Source organism: Amycolatopsis sp. CA-126428, assembly GCF_002904335.1.
GTDB lineage: Bacteria > Actinomycetota > Actinomycetes > Mycobacteriales > Pseudonocardiaceae > Amycolatopsis.
Window position 1 is genome coordinate 1 of record NZ_PPHF01000069.1, and the last position, 17,738, is coordinate 17,738.

The window sequence follows — 17,738 nt, forward strand, 5'->3', positions numbered from 1 at the left end:
GAAGCTAAGCCTGACAGCGCCGATGGTACTGCAACCGAAGGGTTGTGGGAGAGTAGGACACCGCCGAACTTACCTTCCGTACGGCCCGTTAGGATAGCCAGTTGGCTGCCCTGACGGGCCGTACGCGTATGTCCAGAACAAGATTTTTTCCATGGCAGGAGGCCAGGTGTCCGAGTTCGGTCGACGAGACTCAAGCGATGATGGGTCCGGCCGGTCGGCACGCCGGGACGAAGGCTCCCGGGGCCGGTCGGACGGATCCGGGGGAGACCGGCGCGGCGCGCGGCAGGACCGCGGCGGCCGCGACAGCACGCACCAGGGGCGCCCGCGCCGCGATGACCACGGCGTCCGCGGCGGCAGCAAGCCCTTCCGCGGCGGCGACGGTCCCCGTGACCGTGATCAGCGCGGAGGATCCGCAGGTCAGAGCCGTAGTGGCGGCCGCAGCTTCAGCGACCGCGACGACCGCAAGGGCGGCTACGGCAACCGCGACTCCGCCGGCCGCCCGTCCGGCGGCCGCCCGGGTGGCAGCCGCTTCTCCGACGGCCCGAGCCGCTCCGGCGGCGGCCGTTCCGACGACCGTGGCACCGGCCGGCCGGGGAGCCGGTACGAGGACCGGGGCAACAGCCGTTCGGGCACCCGCAACGACAGCTCGGGCCGCGGCTACGAAGACCGCGGCGGCCGGCCGCAGGGCAAGTCGTCCTACGGCGACCGCAAGCCCCGCTGGGAGGACCGCGGCGGTTCCGGCCGCCGCGACGACGACCGCGGCAGCCGCCCGGGAGGCTTCCGTTCGGACGACCGCGCCCGCGGCGGCCAAGACCGCGACGATTCGCGTGGCCCCCGGACGGGTGGTTTCCGCTCGGGTGGCAGCGACCGGCGTGACAGTTCGAGTGGTGGTTACCAGCGCCGGGACGACCGCGGTGGGAGCACCGGTGGCTTCCGCTCGGGCGGCAGCGACCGTCGCGACGATTCACGTGGCAGCTACCAGCGCCGCGATGACCGCGGTGGGAGCACCGGTGGCTTCCGCTCGGGCGGCAGCGACCGGCGCGACAGTTCGAGCGGTGGTTACCAGCGCCGCGATGGCAGCACCGGCGGTTTCCGTTCGGATGACCGGGGCCGTGGTGGCAGCGACCGTCGCGACGACTCCCGTGGCAGCTACCAGCGTCGCGATGATCGCGGTGGCAGCACCGGTGGCTCCCGCTCCGATGACCGGCGCGACGATTCGCGCGGTGAGCGTGGCGGTTACCAGCGTCGCGACGATGACCGTGGTACCCGGACGGGTGCTGCCCGTTCGGATGACCGCGGGCGCGGCAGCTACCAGCGGCGCGACGACTCCCGCAGCGACAGCCGGGACGGCAGCCGGGAGAACCGCGGCGAGCGCACCGGTGGCGGCTTCCGCGACTCCGGCAAGCCCTACGCCCGCGACAGCCGCAGCCAGAGCGACCGGCCCCGCCGGGACCCGCGGCCGAAGGTCGGCGCCCCGCTCGACGACGAAGCGCTCGCCCGGGAGCTGCTCGAAGCGCCCGAGCTTCCCGAGGACATCGAGTTCTCCGACCTCGACGAGGAAGCCCGCCGCGAGCTGCGGACGCTGCCGAAGGGCTTGGCCGAGACCGTCGGGAAGCACCTCGTCGCCGCCGGTGGGCTGATCGACAGCGATCCCGAGGCCGCTCTCGAGCACGCCAAGTACGCCAAGGCCAAGGCCTCGCGCGTGCCGATCGTGCGCGAAGCCCTCGGCCTGGTCGCCTACCACGCCGGCAACTGGTCCGAAGCCCTCTCCGAACTGCGGGCCGTCCGGCGGATGACCCGCAGCGACGACCACATCGCCATCATCGCCGACGCCGAGCGCGCGCTCGGCCGTCCGGAGCGGGCGCTCGATCTCGCGAAGGAAGCCGACACGACGAAGCTCGCGAAGGCCGTCCAGGTCGAGCTCGCGATCGTCGCGGCCGGGGCGCGGCGGGACCTGGGGCAGCTGGACGCCGCCGTCGTCTCGCTGCAGGGTGACGACCTCAAGGCCGAGAAGCGTGACCCGTGGAGCGCGCGGCTCTTCTACGCCTACGCCGACAACCTCGCGGCCGCCGGGCGCAAGGACGAGGCCATCCGGTGGTTCCTCAACGCCGCCGAGGCCGACGCCGAGGACGAGACCGACGCCGCGGAGCGCGCTGCCGACCTGTCGAACGAGAACGCCGACGAAAAGGCTGCCGAGGACAAGGACACCGAAGCGACCGATGAGTGACGCCCTCCTCGCGGCCTACGACGCGGTCCTCTTCGACCTCGACGGCACCGTCTACCACGGCACCCGGGTGATCCCGGGTGCCCCGGAGACGGTGCGGGCCGCGCGGGAGCACGGCACGCCCGTCCGGTTCGTCACGAACAACGCCTCCAAAGCACCCGACGAGGTCGTCGCGCACCTCACCGGGCTCGGCGTGCCCGCCGGGACCGATGAGGTGCACACCAGCGCCCAAGCCGGCGTGCAGCTGCTGAAGGAACGGCTCGACGGCGGCGCCGAGGTCCTCGTCGTCGGGACCGAGTCGCTTGCTGCCGAAGTGGCGCAGGCGGGGCTCAAGGCGGTGCGGGAAAACGGCGACGGTGTCCGGGCCGTCGTCCAGGGGCACTCGCCGGACAACACCTGGGCCGCGCTGGCCGAGGCCTGCCTGGCCATCCGCGCCGGTGCGCTGTGGGTGGCCTGCAACGTCGACGCGACGCTGCCCAGCGAGCGCGGCCTGCTGCCCGGCAACGGCTCGATGGTCGCCGCGCTGCGCACCGCCACCGATGCCGAACCCCTGGTCGCGGGAAAGCCGCAGCCGCTGCTGTTCGACACCGCCGCGCGGTCGGCCGGTGCGGAGCGGCCGCTGGTCGTCGGCGACCGGCTCGACACCGACATCGCCGGTGCGGTCGCCGCGGGCATCGACTCCCTGGTCGTCCTGTCCGGCGTGGCGACGCCGAAGCAGCTGATCGAGGCGGCCCCGGCCGAGCGGGCCACCTACCTCGCCCACGACCTCACGGCGCTCACTCAGCCGGCCGAGGACCTCAAGATCGGTCCCCGGCCGGGCTGGACCGTCAGCACCGAGGGCGGCGTCCTCACCGCAACGGGTGACGGCGACGACCTGGACCTGCTCCGGGCGCTCTGCCACACGGCCTGGGAAACCGGCGTCACGAAGCTCGGCGGCGACGCCGAGGCGCGGCTGGGCGACCGCTGACTGATACCGTTTGCACTGTGCAGGACCACCCCTTTCCCGTCCCGGGCCCGCCGCCCGGTTCGTTCTCGCCGCAGACCGACCCGCGAGCCGGCATCGACGAAGCCGTCGCCGGGCTGGCCGACCTGGACGCGCTGCCGCTCGCGGAGCACGTCGAGCGCTTCGACGCCGTGCACACCGAGCTGACGGTCGCCCTGTCCAGCATCGACAAGGTCTGATCGGCGTGCCCAAGCGGGCCCGCCTCGACGCGGAACTGGTTCGGCGCGGCCTCGCCCGCTCGCGCGAGCAGGCTTCCGCCCTGATCGCCGGCGGCAAGGTCACCGTCCGCGGCATGGTCGCGACCAAGCCCGCCACCGGCGTGGAATCCGGCGCGCCGATCGTCGTCAAGGACGAAGACGACCCCGGCTGGGCCTCGCGCGGCGCGCACAAGCTCCTCGGCGCCCTGGCGGCGTTCACGGACCTGAGCGTCGAGGGCAAGCGCTGCCTCGACGCCGGCGCGTCCACCGGCGGCTTCACCGACGTCCTGCTCCGCCACGGCGCCGCGACCGTGATCGCCGCCGACGTCGGCCGGGGGCTGCTGGACTGGCGGATCCGGACCGACGACCGGGTGGTGGTCATGGATCGCACGAACGTCCGCAACCTCACCCCCGAAGATCTCGGCGGCCGGGTCGACCTGATCGTCGGGGACCTGAGCTTCATCTCGCTCAAGCTCGTGCTGCCCGCGCTCGCCGCCTGCGCGCGCGACGGCGCCGACCTGGTACCGATGGTGAAACCGCAGTTCGAGGTGGGCAAGGACCGCCTCGGCAGCGGCGGCGTCGTCCGGGACCCCGAACTGCGCGCCGAATCCGTGCTCACCGTCATCGACGAGGCCGCGAAACTCGGGCTCGCGCTGCGCGGGGTGACCGCCAGCCCGCTGCCCGGGCCGTCCGGGAACGTCGAATACTTCGTGTGGCTCAAGAAAGAACAGGTGGCCGAGTCCACTGTGGACACGGTAGACAGGTCTGAGGCCGAGCGGCTCGTCCGGACCGCCGTCGAGGAAGGGCCCGCATGACCACCGAACGTGAAGTGCTCCTGATGGTGCACCCCGATCGCGAAGCGACGGGCGAAGCCGCGCGCGAGGTTTCGGCGCGCTTCGCCAAGGCCGGCATCCGGATCCGGGTGACCGAGCACGACGTCTGCGCGCTGATCAGCCCCGAGGAGCACGGCCTCGGCGCGACCTGCACGGTCGTCGACCCGGACGACAACCCCGCCGACGGCGTCGAGCTGGTCTTCGTCCTCGGCGGCGACGGCACGCTGCTGCGCGCGGCCGAGCTGGCCCGGCCGGCCGGCGTGCCGGTGCTGGGCGTGAACCTCGGGCGCGTCGGCTTCCTCGCCGAAGCCGACTCCGACGCGCTGCCCGACACCGTCCAGCGGGTGGTCGACGGCGATTACCAGGTCGAAGAGCGGATGACCATCGACGTCTCGGTCACCCACGACGGCGAAGAGGTGGCCCGCACCTGGGCGCTCAACGAAGCCAGCGTCGAGAAGAGCACCCGGGAGCGGGTGCTGGACGCGCTGATCGAGGTCGACGGCCGCCCGGTGTCCGCCTTCGGCTGCGACGGTGTGCTGTGCGCCACACCGACCGGCTCGACCGCGTACGCGTTTTCGGCGGGCGGCCCGATCATCTGGCCGGACGTCCAGGCGCTGCTGGTGGTGCCGAGCAACGCGCACGCGATGTTCGCGCGGCCGCTGGTCGTCTCCCGCGACTCGGTGATCACCGTCGGGATCGACCCGGACGGCTCGTCCGCGGTGCTGACCTGCGACGGGACCCGGCCGATCGACCTGCCGCCGGGCGCGCGGGTGCGGGTGACCTGCGGCAAGACGCCGGTCCGGCTGGTCCGGCTGTGGGACGGCCCGTTCACCGACCGCCTGGTGCAGAAGTTCTCGTTGCCGGTGAAGAGCTGGCGGGAGCGGCACGCGCGCCCCTGTGAGTAACCTCCGCTTGGCGCATTGTTCGAACATATCGGCGACTCGCCGGGTGCCCGCGCGCGCAGAGTGTCGGTGGTGGCCGCTACCGTAGGCGGCGTGCTGGCCGAGATGCGCATCCAGGGCCTCGGAGTCATCGAGGACGCCCTGCTGGAACTGCACGCGGGCTTCACCGTCGTGACCGGTGAAACGGGTGCGGGCAAGACCATGGTCGTCACCGGACTGCACCTGCTGTCCGGGGGCCGAGCCGAGGTGTCCAAGGTCCGGACGGGAATGCTCAAAGCGTTCGTCGAAGGGCGGTTCACCTACGCCGGCGTCGAAGGCGCCGAGCGGATCGTCGTCGATTCGGGCGCGGACGTGGACGAGGACGGCAGCGTGATCGCGCTGCGCGCGGTCGCTGTCGACGGGCGGTCCCGCGCCCACCTCGGCGGCCGGTCCGTGCCGGTCGGCGTGCTCGCGGAGCTGTCGGAACAGCTGATCGCGGTGCACGGGCAGAACGACCAGCTGCGGCTGCTGCGGCCGGCCGAGCAGCGCGCGGTGATCGACCGGTTCGCCGGCGACTCGGTGGCGAAGCCCCTGCGCACCTACCAGGAGATTCGGTCGGAGTGGCTGGCGGTGATCGCGGAGCTGACCGAGCGGTCGACGCGCTCGCGGGAGATGGCCCAGCAGGCCGACCTGCTCAAGCACGGACTGACCGAGATCGACGCCGTCGCGCCGCAGCCGGGCGAGGACGTCGAGCTCACCGACCGGATCAAGCGGCTCGCGGCGGTCGACGAGCTGCGCGCGACGGCGACCGAAGCGCACGTCGCGGTGTCCGGCTCCCCGGACGGCGACCCGGACGCGCCGGGCGCGATGGGCCTGGTTTCGGAGGCGCTGCGGCGCCTTTCGACGGCGGAGGACGCCGCGCTGCGGGAGCTGGCACCGCGGCTGGAAGAGGCGTCGGTGCTGCTCACCGACGTCGGCGCCGAGCTGGGCAACTACGTCGAGACGCTGGACGCCGACCCGGCACTGCTGGAGAAGGTGCTGGCCCGCCAGTCCGACCTCAAGCGGCTGACCCGCAAGTACGCGGCGGACGTCGACGGCGTGCTCGCCTGGGCCGACGACGCCCGGCGCCGGCTGGAAACCATGGACACGTCGGAGGAGGCGCTCGCCGAGCTGGCGCTGCGGCGTGACCAGCTCGCGATCCAGCTGGCCGCGCACGCGTCCGAAGTGTCGGCGGCGCGAGTCGACGCCGCCGCGGCGCTGGCGGCGGAAATCACCAGTGAGCTGTCCGGGCTGGCGATGGGCCAGGCGGCGATCGAGGTGACGGTCGAGCAGCGCCCGGCCGAGCACGGCGACACGCACGCGCTGACCATCGACGGCCGCGCGGTGCACGCGGGCCCGGACGGCGTCGACGACGTCGAGCTCCTGCTGCGCGCGCACGACGGCGCGCCGCCGCTGCCGGTCCACAAGGCCGCCTCGGGCGGCGAGCTGTCGCGGGTGATGCTGGCGATCGAGGTCGTGCTGGCGCACGCGGACACGGTCCAGACGCTGGTGTTCGACGAGGTCGACGCGGGTGTCGGCGGCCGCGCGGCGGTCGAGATCGGCCGCCGCCTGGCCCGGCTGGCCCGGACCCACCAGGTTCTGGTGGTGACGCACCTCCCGCAGGTCGCGGCGTTCGCGGACCAGCACCTGGTGGTGGACAAGGGCCACACCGGCGGGGTGACGCGAAGCGGTGTGAAGAACCTGAGCCAGACCGAGCGGGTCAGCGAGCTGGCCCGGATGCTCGCCGGCATGGACAACGAGACGGGCCGGGCCCACGCGGAGGAACTGCTGGCTACGGCGGAGAAGGACAAGACGGAGTTCGAGCCGAAGAAGAAGCGCGCGGCGAAGAAGAAGTAACGGCCCTCAGTCCTCGAGATCCGTGCTGATGTCGCGGAACACCTCCGCCAGCACGCGCGCCTGCTCGCCGGTCATCCGGTCGGCGAAGTGCCGCCGCACTCCGCGCACGTGCGTGGGCCAGGCCGCCTCCAGCGCCGCCAGGCCTTCGTCGGTCAGCACCACCAGCGTGGACCGGCGGTTGGCCGGGTCCGGCTCCCGGCGGGCGTAACCTGCCGACTCGAGGCCGTCGACGATCCGGGTCAGGCCGCTGGGGCTGTGCACCAGGGCGTCGGCCAGGTCCTTCATGTGCAGCCGCCGCTCCGGGGCCTCCGACAGCTGCACCAGTGCGTCGTATGTGCGGTGCGACATCCCGTGCGCGGCGCGCAGTTCGGCGTCCAGCACCCGCAGCAGCAGCGCCGAAGACCGCAGGAATCCCCGCCACGCCGCGTCGTGCTCTGGGGAAAGGCTCACCTCGGGAATACTACTCGCGCGAACAGTTGTTGTGCGGACTGTTCGCTTGCGAAGAAAGGACCCAGGATGCGCGCGGTGGTACTCCGGGAACCCGGTCCCGTCGAAAACCTCGAACTCACCGAACTTCCGCTGCCCGAGGTGAAACCCGGCTGGGTCCGGATCGCCGTCAAGGCGTTCGGCCTCAACCGGTCCGAGCTGCACACCCGGCTCGGGCTGGCCGACGGCGTCACGTTCCCGCGCGTGCCCGGGATCGAAGCCGTCGGGATCGTCGACGCCGGCGGTGACTTCACGCCCGGCCAGCAGGTCGCCACCATGATGGGTGGCATGGGCCGCACCTTCGACGGCGGCTACGCCGAATACACGCTCGTGCCCGAAAATCAGGTCATCCCGTTCCGCTCCGCCCTGCCGTGGGAGGTCCTCGGCCAGGTCCCGGAGACGCTGCAGACCGCGTACGGCTCGCTCACCACCGGCCTCGACCTGCGGGAAGGCCAGACGCTGCTGATCCGCGGGGGCACGTCCGCGCTCGGGTTCGCCACCGCGACCCTGGCGAAAGACCTCGGCGCCACCGTCTTCGCGACCACCCGGCAGCCCGGACGCATCGAAATCCTGCGCGAACACGGCGTCGACCACCCCCTGCTGGACGACGGGAACGTTGCCGGGCAGGTCCGGAAGATCGCTCCCGCGGGCGTCGACGCCGCGCTCGAACTCGTCGGCACCCCGACCCTGCCGGACACCTTGAACGCCACCCGCGTGCACGGGACCGTCTGCTTCAGCGGCATGCTGTCCAACCAGTGGACGATCTCGAACTTCTATCCGATCGGCTACCTTCCCACCGGCGTGCGGTTGACCGCTTATGGTGGTGAGGCGGACGACCTGCCGGCCTCCGTCCTCCAGCGCCACCTCGACCGGATCGCCGACGGCGAAGCGAGCCTCGGCCCGGCCAAGGTGTACGCCATGGACGAGATCCGGCAGGCGCACGACGACTTGGAGCACAACCGGACGGCGGGCAAGCTCGTCGTGCTGACCGGCCGAGCGGAGGGAGCCGCCCCGTGATCCTGCCGCCGCCCGCCGATGTCGAAGCCCAGCTCGCCGCCGCGCGGCGGGACGGCGACCTCGACCGCTACCTCGGCCTGCTCGCGGGCGAGGAGCTGTTCGTGCCCATCCGGCGGGTGGACGCCCGCAGCATCCTCGACGAGCGGGCGGAGACCTTCCCGAACGTCTACTTCGAGACCGGCGGCGACGAGTTCCTGCAGGTCTTCAGCCGCGGCGCGCTGCCGGACTTCGGCCCGGACGTCGTCGCCATGAGCGGCGCGCTCGACTGGGCGGTCGACGGCGTCGGGCGGCACGAGCGCGTGGTGTTCAACCGCGGCACCCGTGCCGAGTGGCGGCTGCCGGGGGCGACGCTGCAGCCGTGGCTCGACGCGCACGCGGGCGACGTCACGCCGCTCGAGGAGCAGGTCGAGCGGCTGATCACCGCGCCGTACGGGCACCTCGAGGGGCCGATCGCGCACGCGCTGGCCTGCGGTGCCCACCTGGCCGTGCTCAACGCGGCGCCCTGGAACCTCCTCGACGGCCGCTACCACGACTACGTCGCCGAGGTGCGCAGCCTGCGGGACTGGTGGGGCGTGCCCGACCCGGCCGGCTGGCGCGCGACCATGACCGACCTGGTCGGCGACGGCTACGCGCTGACGCCCGGCAACCTGGTCCTCATGCTGCGTCTGCGGTTCGCCGCCGAGTACGGGCTGCCGGGGGCCGAGTTCGATCCGCTGACCTGGGCGCAGCTGGTGGACCGGTGGTGCGCGGAGAACGACGCCGCCGACCAGGCCGGCGAGCTGCGGGACACCGTCCGCCGGGTGTCCCGGTACGAGCGGCGGCTGCGCGCCGACGGCCTGGTCGACCCGGACGGCTGCGTGACGACGGCGCTGTCCTGGGACGTCGGCCGGGCGGTCACCATCGCCCGCGGGGGCTTGGCGGCCGGGTACTGCGACGCGCTGAGCGCCGAGCTGATGGTGCTCGAAGCCGGTTCCCTCGCCCGCCGCTACCACCAGTCATGGGCCGACCTGTCGGCGGGGTACGTCATGGGCCGGGTGCTGGACGCCGGCGAGGACGAGTTCGGCGAGTGGTACCCGGCGGCCGTGCGCGTCCACCACCAGCTCCTTCAGGATCCGGCCAGCCCCTGGCTGAACCTCGATTTCGGCTCGCTGTCGGAGGAGTCGGAGGCCTGACCCGTGCGGGGGAGGTCACCACAACGAGTCACCCCGGCTACGGCGTGGCGTAGCTCGTCCCACGAGCAAATTTGTCACCATCGGCCACATGAAGCTCACGGGTCTGCTCACGCGGAATCAAGAACCCCTGCCGGGGATCACCGGGGTCGCCCGGGTCGACCGCCGCACCCGCGAGCTGCTGCGCCGGATCAGTCCCGGCGACATCGTCGTGCTCGACCAGCTGGACCTCGACCGCGCGACGGCCGACGCCCTGGTCGAGGCCGAGGTCGCGGGCGTGGTCAACGCGTCGCCGTCGATTTCCGGCCGGTTTCCCAACATGGGGCCGGAGATCCTCGTCGCCGCCGGTATCCCGCTCGTCGATTCGGTCGGCGGCGAGCTGCTGCGCTCGATCAAGGACGGCACGAAGCTGCGGCTGCTCGACGGCGTCGTCTACATCGGCGAACGGCAGGTCGCCTCCGGCATCGAGCAGACCATCGAGAGCGTCGCCGACCAGATGATCGAGGCGAAAGCCGGGATGTCGACGCAGCTGGAGGCGTTCTCGGCCAACACCATCGAATTCCTGCGCCGCGAGCGCACCCTGATCCTCGACGGCGTCGGCGTCCCCGAGCTGAAGGTGCCGCTGCGGGACCGGCACGTGCTGGTCGTCGCGGGCGGCAATGGGCACGCCGAGGACCTGAAGAAGCTCAAGAAGTACATCGTCGAGCACCGCCCGGTGCTGATCGGTGTCGACGCCGGCGCCGACACCCTGCGCGTGCAGGGCTACCAGCCGGACGTCGTCGTCGGCGACCCCACCGGCATCGGCACCGCGACCCTGCGCGGCGGCGGCGAGGTCGTCGTGCCCGCCCAGCCCGACGGGCACGCGCCCGGTGTCGAGCGCATCCAGGACCTCGGCATCGGCGCGGTGACGTTCCCGGCGTCCGGCAACGCCGAAGACCTCGCCCTGCTGCTGGCCGACGCGCACGGCGCGACCCTGGTCGTCACCGTCGGCTTCCAGGCCACGCTGCGCGAATTCCTCGACCACGGCCGGTCCGGTTCGAACCCGTCGACGTTCCTGACCCGGCTGAAGCTGGGCACGAAGCTCGTCGACGGCAAGGCGGTGGCGACGCTGCACCGCAACCGGGTGTCGATCGGCTCGGTCGTCCTGCTCGTCCTCGCCGCCGTGGTGGTGGTCGCCGCGGCGCTGCTGGTGTCCGACGTGGGCTCGGTCTACCTCGACTGGCTCCGGCACACCTGGACTTCGTTCTTCGCCTGGGCCAAGGGACTGTTCACGTGATTTCGCTGCGCTACCACGTAGTTTCCATCGCCGCCTGCTTCCTCGCGCTGGCCGTCGGCGTCGTGCTCGGCTCGACGGCGCTCAACGGCTCGCTGCTGTCCGGGCTGGCGGGGGAGAAGAAGGACCTCGGCAGCCAGGTCGCCGACCTGGAGGCGCAGCGCAACGCGCTCAACGCCCGGCTGGCCGACGCCGACGCCTTCGCCGGCTCGATGGGCCCGAAGGTCGTCGCCGGTGTGCTCGACAAGCGGTCGGTCGTGCTGGTGACCACCGAAGACGCGCGCCCGGCCGACCGGGACGCGGTCAAGCAGCTGATCGGCCAGGCCGGGGCCGCGGTGACCGGTGAGGTGCAGCTGACGGCGGCGTTCGCCGACCCCGGGAAGGCCGACCAGCTGCGCGACGTCGTCACGCGGCTGCAGCCGGCCGGTTCGAAGTTCCCGACCGCGGGCGACTCCGGCACGCTCGCCGGCGCGCTGCTCGGCTCGGTGCTGCTGCTGGACAAGACCACGGCGAAACCGCAGTCCTCGCCGGAGGAACTGGCGGCGGCGCTGAGCGGCCTCACCGACGGCGGGTTCGTCAAGGCGAGCCAGGACGTCAAGCCGGCGCAGCTGGCGATCGTGCTCACCGGCGCCCAGGCGACCGGCGACGGCGCGGGCGACCGCGCGGCGACGATCGCCCGGGTCGCGACGCAGCTCGACCGCAGCGGCGCGGGCGCGGTCCTGGCGGGCGACGCCGGTTCCGCCGACGGCACCGGCGCGCTGGGCGTGGTCCGGGCGGACACGTCGGCGACGTCGATCCTGTCCACAGTGGACAACGCGGACACGTCGGCGGGCCGGGTGAGCACGGTGCTGGCGTTGAAGGAACAGCTCGACGGCGGCGCGGGCCGCTACGGCGTGGCGGGCAACGCGCAGGCCCCGGCGCCGGGCGTCACCGCACCGGCCGGCAACTGACTTGGTCTGCCGCGGCTCGTCGTGAGTGGTAAGGCGGGTTAGAACCCGCCTTACCACTCACGACGGTTACTTGAGGGGCGGGTCGAGCGGGAAGCAGGACACCCGCGCCGGCCATGTGTCGCCGCCCGTGGGCAACGGCATCTGCTTGAGTGCCTTCGCCGCGTCCGTGTCGTGGGCTTCCTCGGCCGCCGCGTGGAAGATGTCCGCCGCGATCGACTGGTCGAACACGCCGATCTGCTGGTGGGGCCACACTTCCGCGCCGTGCAGCGCGGCCGGGATCAGCTGGTCGACGACCTTCCGCAACGTCACGCCGTTCGCCGCCCGGTACTTCCAGACGTCGACGCCGAGGTTCTTGCCGACCTCCGCCAGCCGGCCCCACGCCGTCAGGTTGAAGTTGACGTAGTGCCACGACATCGTGCGCGAGAGCTCGAGCGGCTGGCTGCCGTCCGCGGCGAACTGCACCGGGAACCGCTTCTGCTCCGCGTCCAGCACGATCTTCTTCGCTTCGGAGCGCTTCCCCAGGTACGCCGAGATCGTCGCGTTCTGCATGTCGAGGAACGTGCCGTGGTTGTTGGTGGCGGCCAGTTCCAGCTTGGCCTGCGGGCTGGTCTGCATCCAGCTCAGGTACTGCGTCAGCCAGGCCTTGATCCCGGAGCGGTCCGTCCCGGTCCAGCCCGGCGCGCCGCCGTCGAGGAGCGCGAACGCGTCCATCAGCTGGCTGAACGACTGCGTGGAGTCGATGATCCCGGTGCCGCTCACGGTGTTGCGGCACGGCACGATCTGCGAATACGTCATGTTCGGGTTCATCCGGGTGGCCGGGTCGAGGAACCACGTCCGGATGTCCAGCGCCGCCCGCTTCGCGTACTTCGCGTCCCCGGTGTAGTACCAGGCCAGCGAGAGGTAGTACATCGCGTCCCAGGCCCACATCCGGTAGGTGTGGTCGGTGATCGCGTCGGCCTCCGGGTTGCGCTGGCCGTCCTTGCTGACGTACGGGCAGCCCTGCGGGTTTTCCGGCGTCTTCGGCTGGCTCGCCCACCAGTAGGGCGCCTGGCTCGTGTAGTCGTGCTTGTCGCCGCTCGGTGGCGCGGACGGCTTGTCCATGACCGACCACGGCCCGGCGGTGAGCGCGGTGTCCGCCTTGGCCAGCACCGCCTTCAGCGCGTCGCGCTGGGCCTTGGTCGCGTGGCCACCGCGGATCGCTTGCTTGACGTTCGCGAGCTTGGCGCCGTCGGTGACGACGGTGTGCGGCGGGGACGCGGCCACCGCCGTCCCGCTCACCGGGACCAGGACCACGCTCATCGACAACGCCAGTGCGCCCAACACCCTTCGCACTTCGACCGCCCTTTCGGGGACGTCAAAATCCCCACTCGTCACCGGGCGGCGGTACGGCTGCAGGGATTCTGACCGGGCGGAGCGGCGGGTGTCAATCAGGCCAGGTACGGCGCTTGTCCAGCGGCTTCGCGTAGGACCCCGCGCGGCTCGTCTTGAGCCCGAGCGCCACCAGCGACTCCGCGAGCCGGACGGCGGCCGCGACGCCGTCGATGACGGGAATGTCCAGCATCGTCGCGATCTTCCGGTCCAGCCCGGTCATCCCCGCGCAGCCGAGCACCAGCACCTCCGCCCCGGCGTCCCGCGCGCGGCGGCCCGCGGTGAGCAACGCCGACTCGGTCCGGCGGCCGTCGGTCAGCTCCAGCACGCCGAGCCCGGCGCCGGTGACCGTGACGCAGTTCTGCGCCACGCCGGCGGTGTGCAGGCTGTCCTCGATCAGCCCGCACGTCCGGTCCAAAGTGGTCACCACGCCGTAGCGGCGACCGAGCAGGCAGGCCAGGTGCGCGGCGGCCTCGGTGATGTCGACGACCGGGACGTCCAGCAGCTCGCGCGCGCCCTCGCGGCCGTGCTCGCCGAACCCGGCGAGCACGACGGCGTCGAACGGTTCGTCCAGGCCCCGCAACAGGTCCAGCACGGCCGCGGCGGACAGGAAGCTGTCCAGCCAGCCCTCGGCCGACTCCGGGCCCCAGCGTGGCGTCCGGGCGAGGATCTCGGTGCCGGGGCTCGCGGCCGCGCGGGCCCCGGCTTCGATCTCCTTCGTCATCGCCTCGGTGGTGTTGCAGTTGGTGACGACGATCCTCATCGATGCTTCCTGGAAACCGCGTAGTACAGGGCAGCCGAGGACGCCGTGCCGATGAACCACGAGTACGGCGCGGCCGGGGCGAAGTACGGCACCAGCGCGATCACCGCGGCGAGCGCGGCGGTCGGGAAGAACGTCACCAGCGCGCGCGGGTTCACCCGCGGGTAGATCCCGCCGTCGACGAACAGCTGGGCGACGTCGACCTTGCCGCGCCGGATCAGGTAGTAGTCGACGATCATGATGCCGAACAGCGGGCCGAGGAACGCGCCGAGCCCGCCGAGGAAGTAGTTGACCACCGCCGGCGAGGAGTACAGCTTCCACGGCAGCACGCACAGCGCCGCCACCGCGCTGATCATCCCGCCGACGGTGAAGCTGATCCGCTTCGGCCAGATGTTGGCCAGGTCGTAGGCCGGGGAGACGAAGTTGGCGACGATGTTGACGCCCATGGTGGCGATCGCGAACGTCAGCGCGCCGATGATGAGCACCGGCGTGTTGTGCACCTTGGACAGCAGCTCGGCCGGGTCGGTGATCGCCTCGCCGAACACCTGCATGCTGCCCGCGGTGACGACCACCGACAGCAGCGCGAACGCCGTCGAGTTGATCGGCAGGCCCCAGAAGTTGCCGCGCCGCACGGTCTTCTGGTCCGGGGCGAAGCGGGAGAAGTCGCAGAAGTTGAGCATGAGCGTGCCGTAGGTGGCCAGGATGAGCCCGGCCGCGCCGAACCACTGCCGGATCTGCTCGCCGGTGGACAGCTGCTTCGGGCTGCTGGTGAAGGAGATGTTCCAGTGTCCGGCGGCGAGGATCCAGACGGCGAGCGCGATCATCACGACCCAGATCGCCGGGCCGCACCAGTCCTGGAACTTGCGCACCGACTCCATGCCGCGGGTCAGGATCAGCGCCTGGACCGCCCACAGCGCGACGAAGCAGATCCAGCCCAGCGCGTGCAGGCCGAGGAAGCCGTGTTCGGTCAGGGGTTTCAGGCCCGGGTCGATGGCGAGCACGAGCAGCGTGATGGCGACGCTCGCGAGGTAGGTCTGGATGCCGTACCAGAAGATCGCGATGACCGCCCGGATCAGCGCGGGCAGGTTGGCGCCGAACGTGCCGAAGCTGATCCGCGCCACGACCGGGAACGGTACGCCGGTGCGCTGGCCGATCCGGCCCATCAGGTTCATGCCCACGTAGATGATCACGAACCCGAACAGCAGCGCGGTGAACACCTGCCAGGCCGACAGGCCGAGCACGAACAGGCCGGCCGCGAAGGTGTAGTTGCCGAGGTTGTGCACGTCGGACATCCACAGCGCGAAGATGTCGTAGACCTTCCACCGGCGTTCCTTCGCGGGGCCGAGGTCTTCGTTCCAGAGGCGGGGATCGGGCGGCGGGGTGGTCTCTTGCGAGGGTTCGGTGAGCGGGGCGGCGGTCATGCGGAGCCCTCCGATCGACGTGCGGTGACGGCGATTTGGGATACCAAACTTTGGAATCCCAAATATCACCCCGGCGTCCGCCGCCGTCAACCCTCCGGCCGATAAACTCGGGTAACGACGTGTTACGGCGGTGTTGAGCGAGAGGGGTCCGGTGAGCGAGCGGCAACCCCTCGCGGCCACGCGGCAGCGGGTGCGCGACGAGCTGCGCGAACGAATTCTGACCGGCCGGCTCCGCCCGGGTGACCGGCTGGTGGAGCGCGAGCTGGCCGAGGACCTCGGCGTCTCCCGCGTCCCGGTCCGGGAGGCCATCCGCAGCCTGGAGGCCGAAGGGTTCCTCGTCGTGCAGTCGCCGCGCCGGGTCGTCGTCCGGCAGCTGGCCCGGGTCGACGTCGAGGAGCTGTTCGACGTCCGGGAGGCCCTCGAAGGGCTGGCCGCCGGGCTGGCGGCGGCCCGCGCGGGCGCGGCGGAGCTGAAGCGGCTCGACCGCGTGCTCGCCGACGCCGCCCGCGCGACGGCCCGCGGTGACGCGGCCCGGATCACCGCGCTGAACTCGCGCTTCCACGACGAGATCGTCGCCATCGCGGGCAACGCGCTGCTGACGACCATGCTCCAGCCCCTCGAAGGCCGGCTCCGCTGGCTCACGAGCCAGAACGAGCACTGGACCGAACTGCTCGACGAACACCGGCGGCTCTACGAGGCGATCGCGTCGGGGGACGCCGAGCGCGCCAAGGCGTCCGCGGTGGAGCACGTGCGGGTCAACCGGGACGTCACGCTGAGGTCGCTCTTTCCCCAGGTCACAGCTTGATGACGAAGGTCACGCTGCGTACCTGACAACTCACGCGTTAACATGATCGCGGGGCCCTCGCTCCTTGAGCGGCAGTGGCATATCCGACAGTGCGGAACTGCCCGGCCAACAGGCGCTTCCCAGCGGCTTCATGGGAAATTCACAGAATGGGTGGCAAGTCTGACAACGTGAACCACGCCGACGACGGTGCCGGATCGGCGGCACGATGACGACTGCCCAGGCCACGCTCGAGGCCCCCGCCCCCGCTGCGAGACGGGGCGGCAAAGCGCCCTACCTCCACCAGATCGACCTCTTCCGGTTGGTCACGTTCGCCTGCGTCATCCTCATCCACGTGGTGGGCGCGACGAACTTCGCGCAGGACGTCGGGGCCAACGCCGTCGAGACGCCGCTGCACTTCACCCGGGAAGCCTTCTTCGCGCTCACCGGGTTCGTGCTGGTGTTCCAGAACCGCCGCCGCGAGTTCACCGCGGGCGACTTCTGGCGCCGGCGGCTCCCGCTGGTCGCCACGCCCTACCTCGCGTGGTCGATGTTCTTCTGGGCGTACGGCCTGGTGACCGGCGAGCAGCAGCCGGGCTCGCTCGAGGCGTCGATGCGCCTGCTGCTCAAGGACCTCGTCACCGGCGGTGCCTGGTACCACCTGTACTTCCTGCTCGTGACGATGCAGGTCTACCTGCTGTTCCCGGCGCTGATGAAGCTGCTGCGGGCGACCGAGGGCAAGCACAAGTGGCTGCTGCTCGGCAGCGGGCTGCTGCAGGTCGGCGTGACGCTGTTCATGACCTACCAGCCGCTCGGCGTGAGCTACGAGACGATCACCCACCTGTACGGCACGATCCTGCCGTACCAGTTCTACACGCTGTTCGGCGCCGTGGTGGCCATGCACTTCGAGACCGTGCACGCCTGGGCCGGGCGGCACCGGCTGCTGCTCGGCGGCGCGGTGGTGGCGGTGCTGGCCGGCACCGAGTGGTACTACTTCCGGACCGTCCACAGTGGAACTTTTCCGCAGGTGGCCAGCGACCCGTTCCAGCCGTACCTGATCCCGTGGTTCCTCACCGTGATCGCGGCGATCTACGCGCTGGCGACGAGGTGGGCGGCGCGCCGCCGGGAAGGCAGCCGCGGGGCCCGGGTGGTCTCGTGGGCGGCGAACCGGTCGTTCAGCATCTTCCTCGTGCACCCGCTCGCCCTGGCGCTGCTCGGGCCGGCGATCCCGCACGTCGCGGAGCGGTTCGGGGCGCCGTGGCTGAGCGTGATCATCTACGCGGGGACGATCGCCCTGACCGTCGTGATCGTGGAGGTCCTGCGGCGGCTGCCGGGGAGCCGGGCGCTCACCGGCCGGCCGCGGCTCCGTCCGGTGAAGTTTGCGGCTTAAGTCACCCGGGTGGGTGGCTCAGGTCATATCCGGGGTCCCGGGCATGTCTGAGCGCGCGGATCCGCAGCGGTGGGATATGCTGGCGGCCC

Annotated in this window: 16 protein-coding genes; 12 read left to right on the top strand and 4 right to left on the bottom strand. The window is 71.6% G+C overall.

Annotated features, from left to right (window positions below; all coding sequences use genetic code 11):
- The first annotated feature begins 166 nt into the window (after nt 1–166).
- The 6 genes from C2L58_RS49835 (at nt 167) to recN (ending at nt 7,034) form a co-directional block, all read left to right on the top strand.
- Nucleotides 167–2,227 (top strand): hypothetical protein, encoded by a 2,061-nt coding sequence (locus C2L58_RS49835; protein ID WP_103338583.1) that lies wholly within the window; start codon nt 167–169, stop codon nt 2,225–2,227.
- Nucleotides 2,220–3,191, top strand: coding sequence for an HAD-IIA family hydrolase (locus C2L58_RS17140; protein WP_103338584.1), 972 nt, complete (start codon nt 2,220–2,222; stop codon nt 3,189–3,191). Before C2L58_RS49835 ends, C2L58_RS17140 begins: the two co-directional genes overlap by 8 nt.
- A 17-nt stretch (nt 3,192–3,208) precedes the next feature.
- Nucleotides 3,209–3,406 carry a hypothetical protein gene (locus C2L58_RS17145; RefSeq protein WP_103338585.1) on the top strand — a complete coding sequence of 66 codons (198 nt, stop codon included), beginning with the start codon at nt 3,209–3,211 and terminating at the stop codon, nt 3,404–3,406.
- A 5-nt stretch (nt 3,407–3,411) separates the two neighbouring features.
- Complete coding sequence (locus C2L58_RS17150; protein WP_103338586.1) at nt 3,412–4,239, top strand: TlyA family RNA methyltransferase; 828 nt, start codon at nt 3,412–3,414, stop codon at nt 4,237–4,239.
- Entirely contained in the window at nt 4,236–5,162 is a 927-nt protein-coding gene (locus C2L58_RS17155; RefSeq protein ID WP_103338587.1) for an NAD kinase, read from the top strand. Before C2L58_RS17150 ends, C2L58_RS17155 begins: the two co-directional genes overlap by 4 nt.
- Nucleotides 5,163–5,252: 90 nt before the next feature.
- The gene (gene recN / locus C2L58_RS17160; RefSeq protein WP_199191312.1) at nt 5,253–7,034 is read left to right on the top strand and encodes a DNA repair protein RecN; all 1,782 of its coding nucleotides are present in this window, start codon (nt 5,253–5,255) and stop codon (nt 7,032–7,034) included.
- Nucleotides 7,035–7,040: 6 nt separating this feature from the next.
- Here the strand turns inward: recN and C2L58_RS17165 are convergent, their stop codons facing one another.
- Nucleotides 7,041–7,484, bottom strand: a complete 444-nt coding sequence (locus C2L58_RS17165) for a MarR family winged helix-turn-helix transcriptional regulator (protein WP_103338589.1) — start codon at nt 7,482–7,484, stop codon at nt 7,041–7,043.
- A gap of 66 nt (nt 7,485–7,550) precedes the next feature.
- Here C2L58_RS17165 and C2L58_RS17170 point away from each other — a divergent pair, with 66 nt between their 5' ends.
- The 4 genes from C2L58_RS17170 to C2L58_RS17185 all read left to right on the top strand — a co-directional run bounded on the left by C2L58_RS17170 (nt 7,551) and on the right by C2L58_RS17185 (nt 11,929).
- Nucleotides 7,551–8,537: a zinc-binding alcohol dehydrogenase family protein gene (locus tag C2L58_RS17170; RefSeq protein ID WP_103338590.1), complete on the top strand. Its 987-nt coding sequence runs from the start codon at nt 7,551–7,553 to the stop codon at nt 8,535–8,537.
- Entirely contained in the window at nt 8,534–9,709 is a 1,176-nt protein-coding gene (locus C2L58_RS17175) for a DUF1266 domain-containing protein (protein WP_103338591.1), read from the top strand. Before C2L58_RS17170 ends, C2L58_RS17175 begins: the two co-directional genes overlap by 4 nt.
- Nucleotides 9,710–9,797: 88 nt before the next feature.
- Entirely contained in the window at nt 9,798–10,982 is a 1,185-nt protein-coding gene (gene steA, locus C2L58_RS17180; RefSeq protein WP_103338592.1) for a putative cytokinetic ring protein SteA, read from the top strand.
- Nucleotides 10,979–11,929: a copper transporter gene (locus C2L58_RS17185; protein ID WP_103338593.1), complete on the top strand. Its 951-nt coding sequence runs from the start codon at nt 10,979–10,981 to the stop codon at nt 11,927–11,929. The genes steA and C2L58_RS17185 overlap by 4 nt, the downstream gene beginning before the upstream one ends.
- 66 nt (nt 11,930–11,995) lie before the next feature.
- Here the strand turns inward: C2L58_RS17185 and C2L58_RS17190 are convergent, their stop codons facing one another.
- The 3 genes from C2L58_RS17190 to C2L58_RS17200 all read right to left on the bottom strand — a co-directional run bounded on the left by C2L58_RS17190 (nt 11,996) and on the right by C2L58_RS17200 (nt 15,478).
- Nucleotides 11,996–13,261 carry an alginate lyase family protein gene (locus C2L58_RS17190; protein WP_233225769.1) on the bottom strand — a complete coding sequence of 422 codons (1,266 nt, stop codon included), beginning with the start codon at nt 13,259–13,261 and terminating at the stop codon, nt 11,996–11,998.
- A gap of 91 nt (nt 13,262–13,352) precedes the next feature.
- Nucleotides 13,353–14,060 (bottom strand): aspartate/glutamate racemase family protein, encoded by a 708-nt coding sequence (locus C2L58_RS17195; RefSeq protein WP_103338594.1) that lies wholly within the window; start codon nt 14,058–14,060, stop codon nt 13,353–13,355.
- Nucleotides 14,057–15,478 (bottom strand): NCS1 family nucleobase:cation symporter-1, encoded by a 1,422-nt coding sequence (locus C2L58_RS17200; protein WP_103338595.1) that lies wholly within the window; start codon nt 15,476–15,478, stop codon nt 14,057–14,059. The genes C2L58_RS17195 and C2L58_RS17200 overlap by 4 nt, the downstream gene beginning before the upstream one ends.
- Nucleotides 15,479–15,629: 151 nt before the next feature.
- On the opposite strand from C2L58_RS17200, the gene C2L58_RS17205 reads away from it, so the two are divergent.
- Together C2L58_RS17205 and C2L58_RS17210 are read left to right on the top strand one after the other, a co-directional pair.
- On the top strand, nt 15,630–16,283 hold the full coding sequence (locus tag C2L58_RS17205) for a GntR family transcriptional regulator (RefSeq protein ID WP_103338596.1): 654 nt from the start codon (nt 15,630–15,632) through the stop codon (nt 16,281–16,283).
- A 205-nt stretch (nt 16,284–16,488) separates the two neighbouring features.
- Complete coding sequence (locus tag C2L58_RS17210; RefSeq protein WP_103338597.1) at nt 16,489–17,649, top strand: acyltransferase; 1,161 nt, start codon at nt 16,489–16,491, stop codon at nt 17,647–17,649.
- The last annotated feature ends 89 nt before the right edge of the window (nt 17,650–17,738 follow it).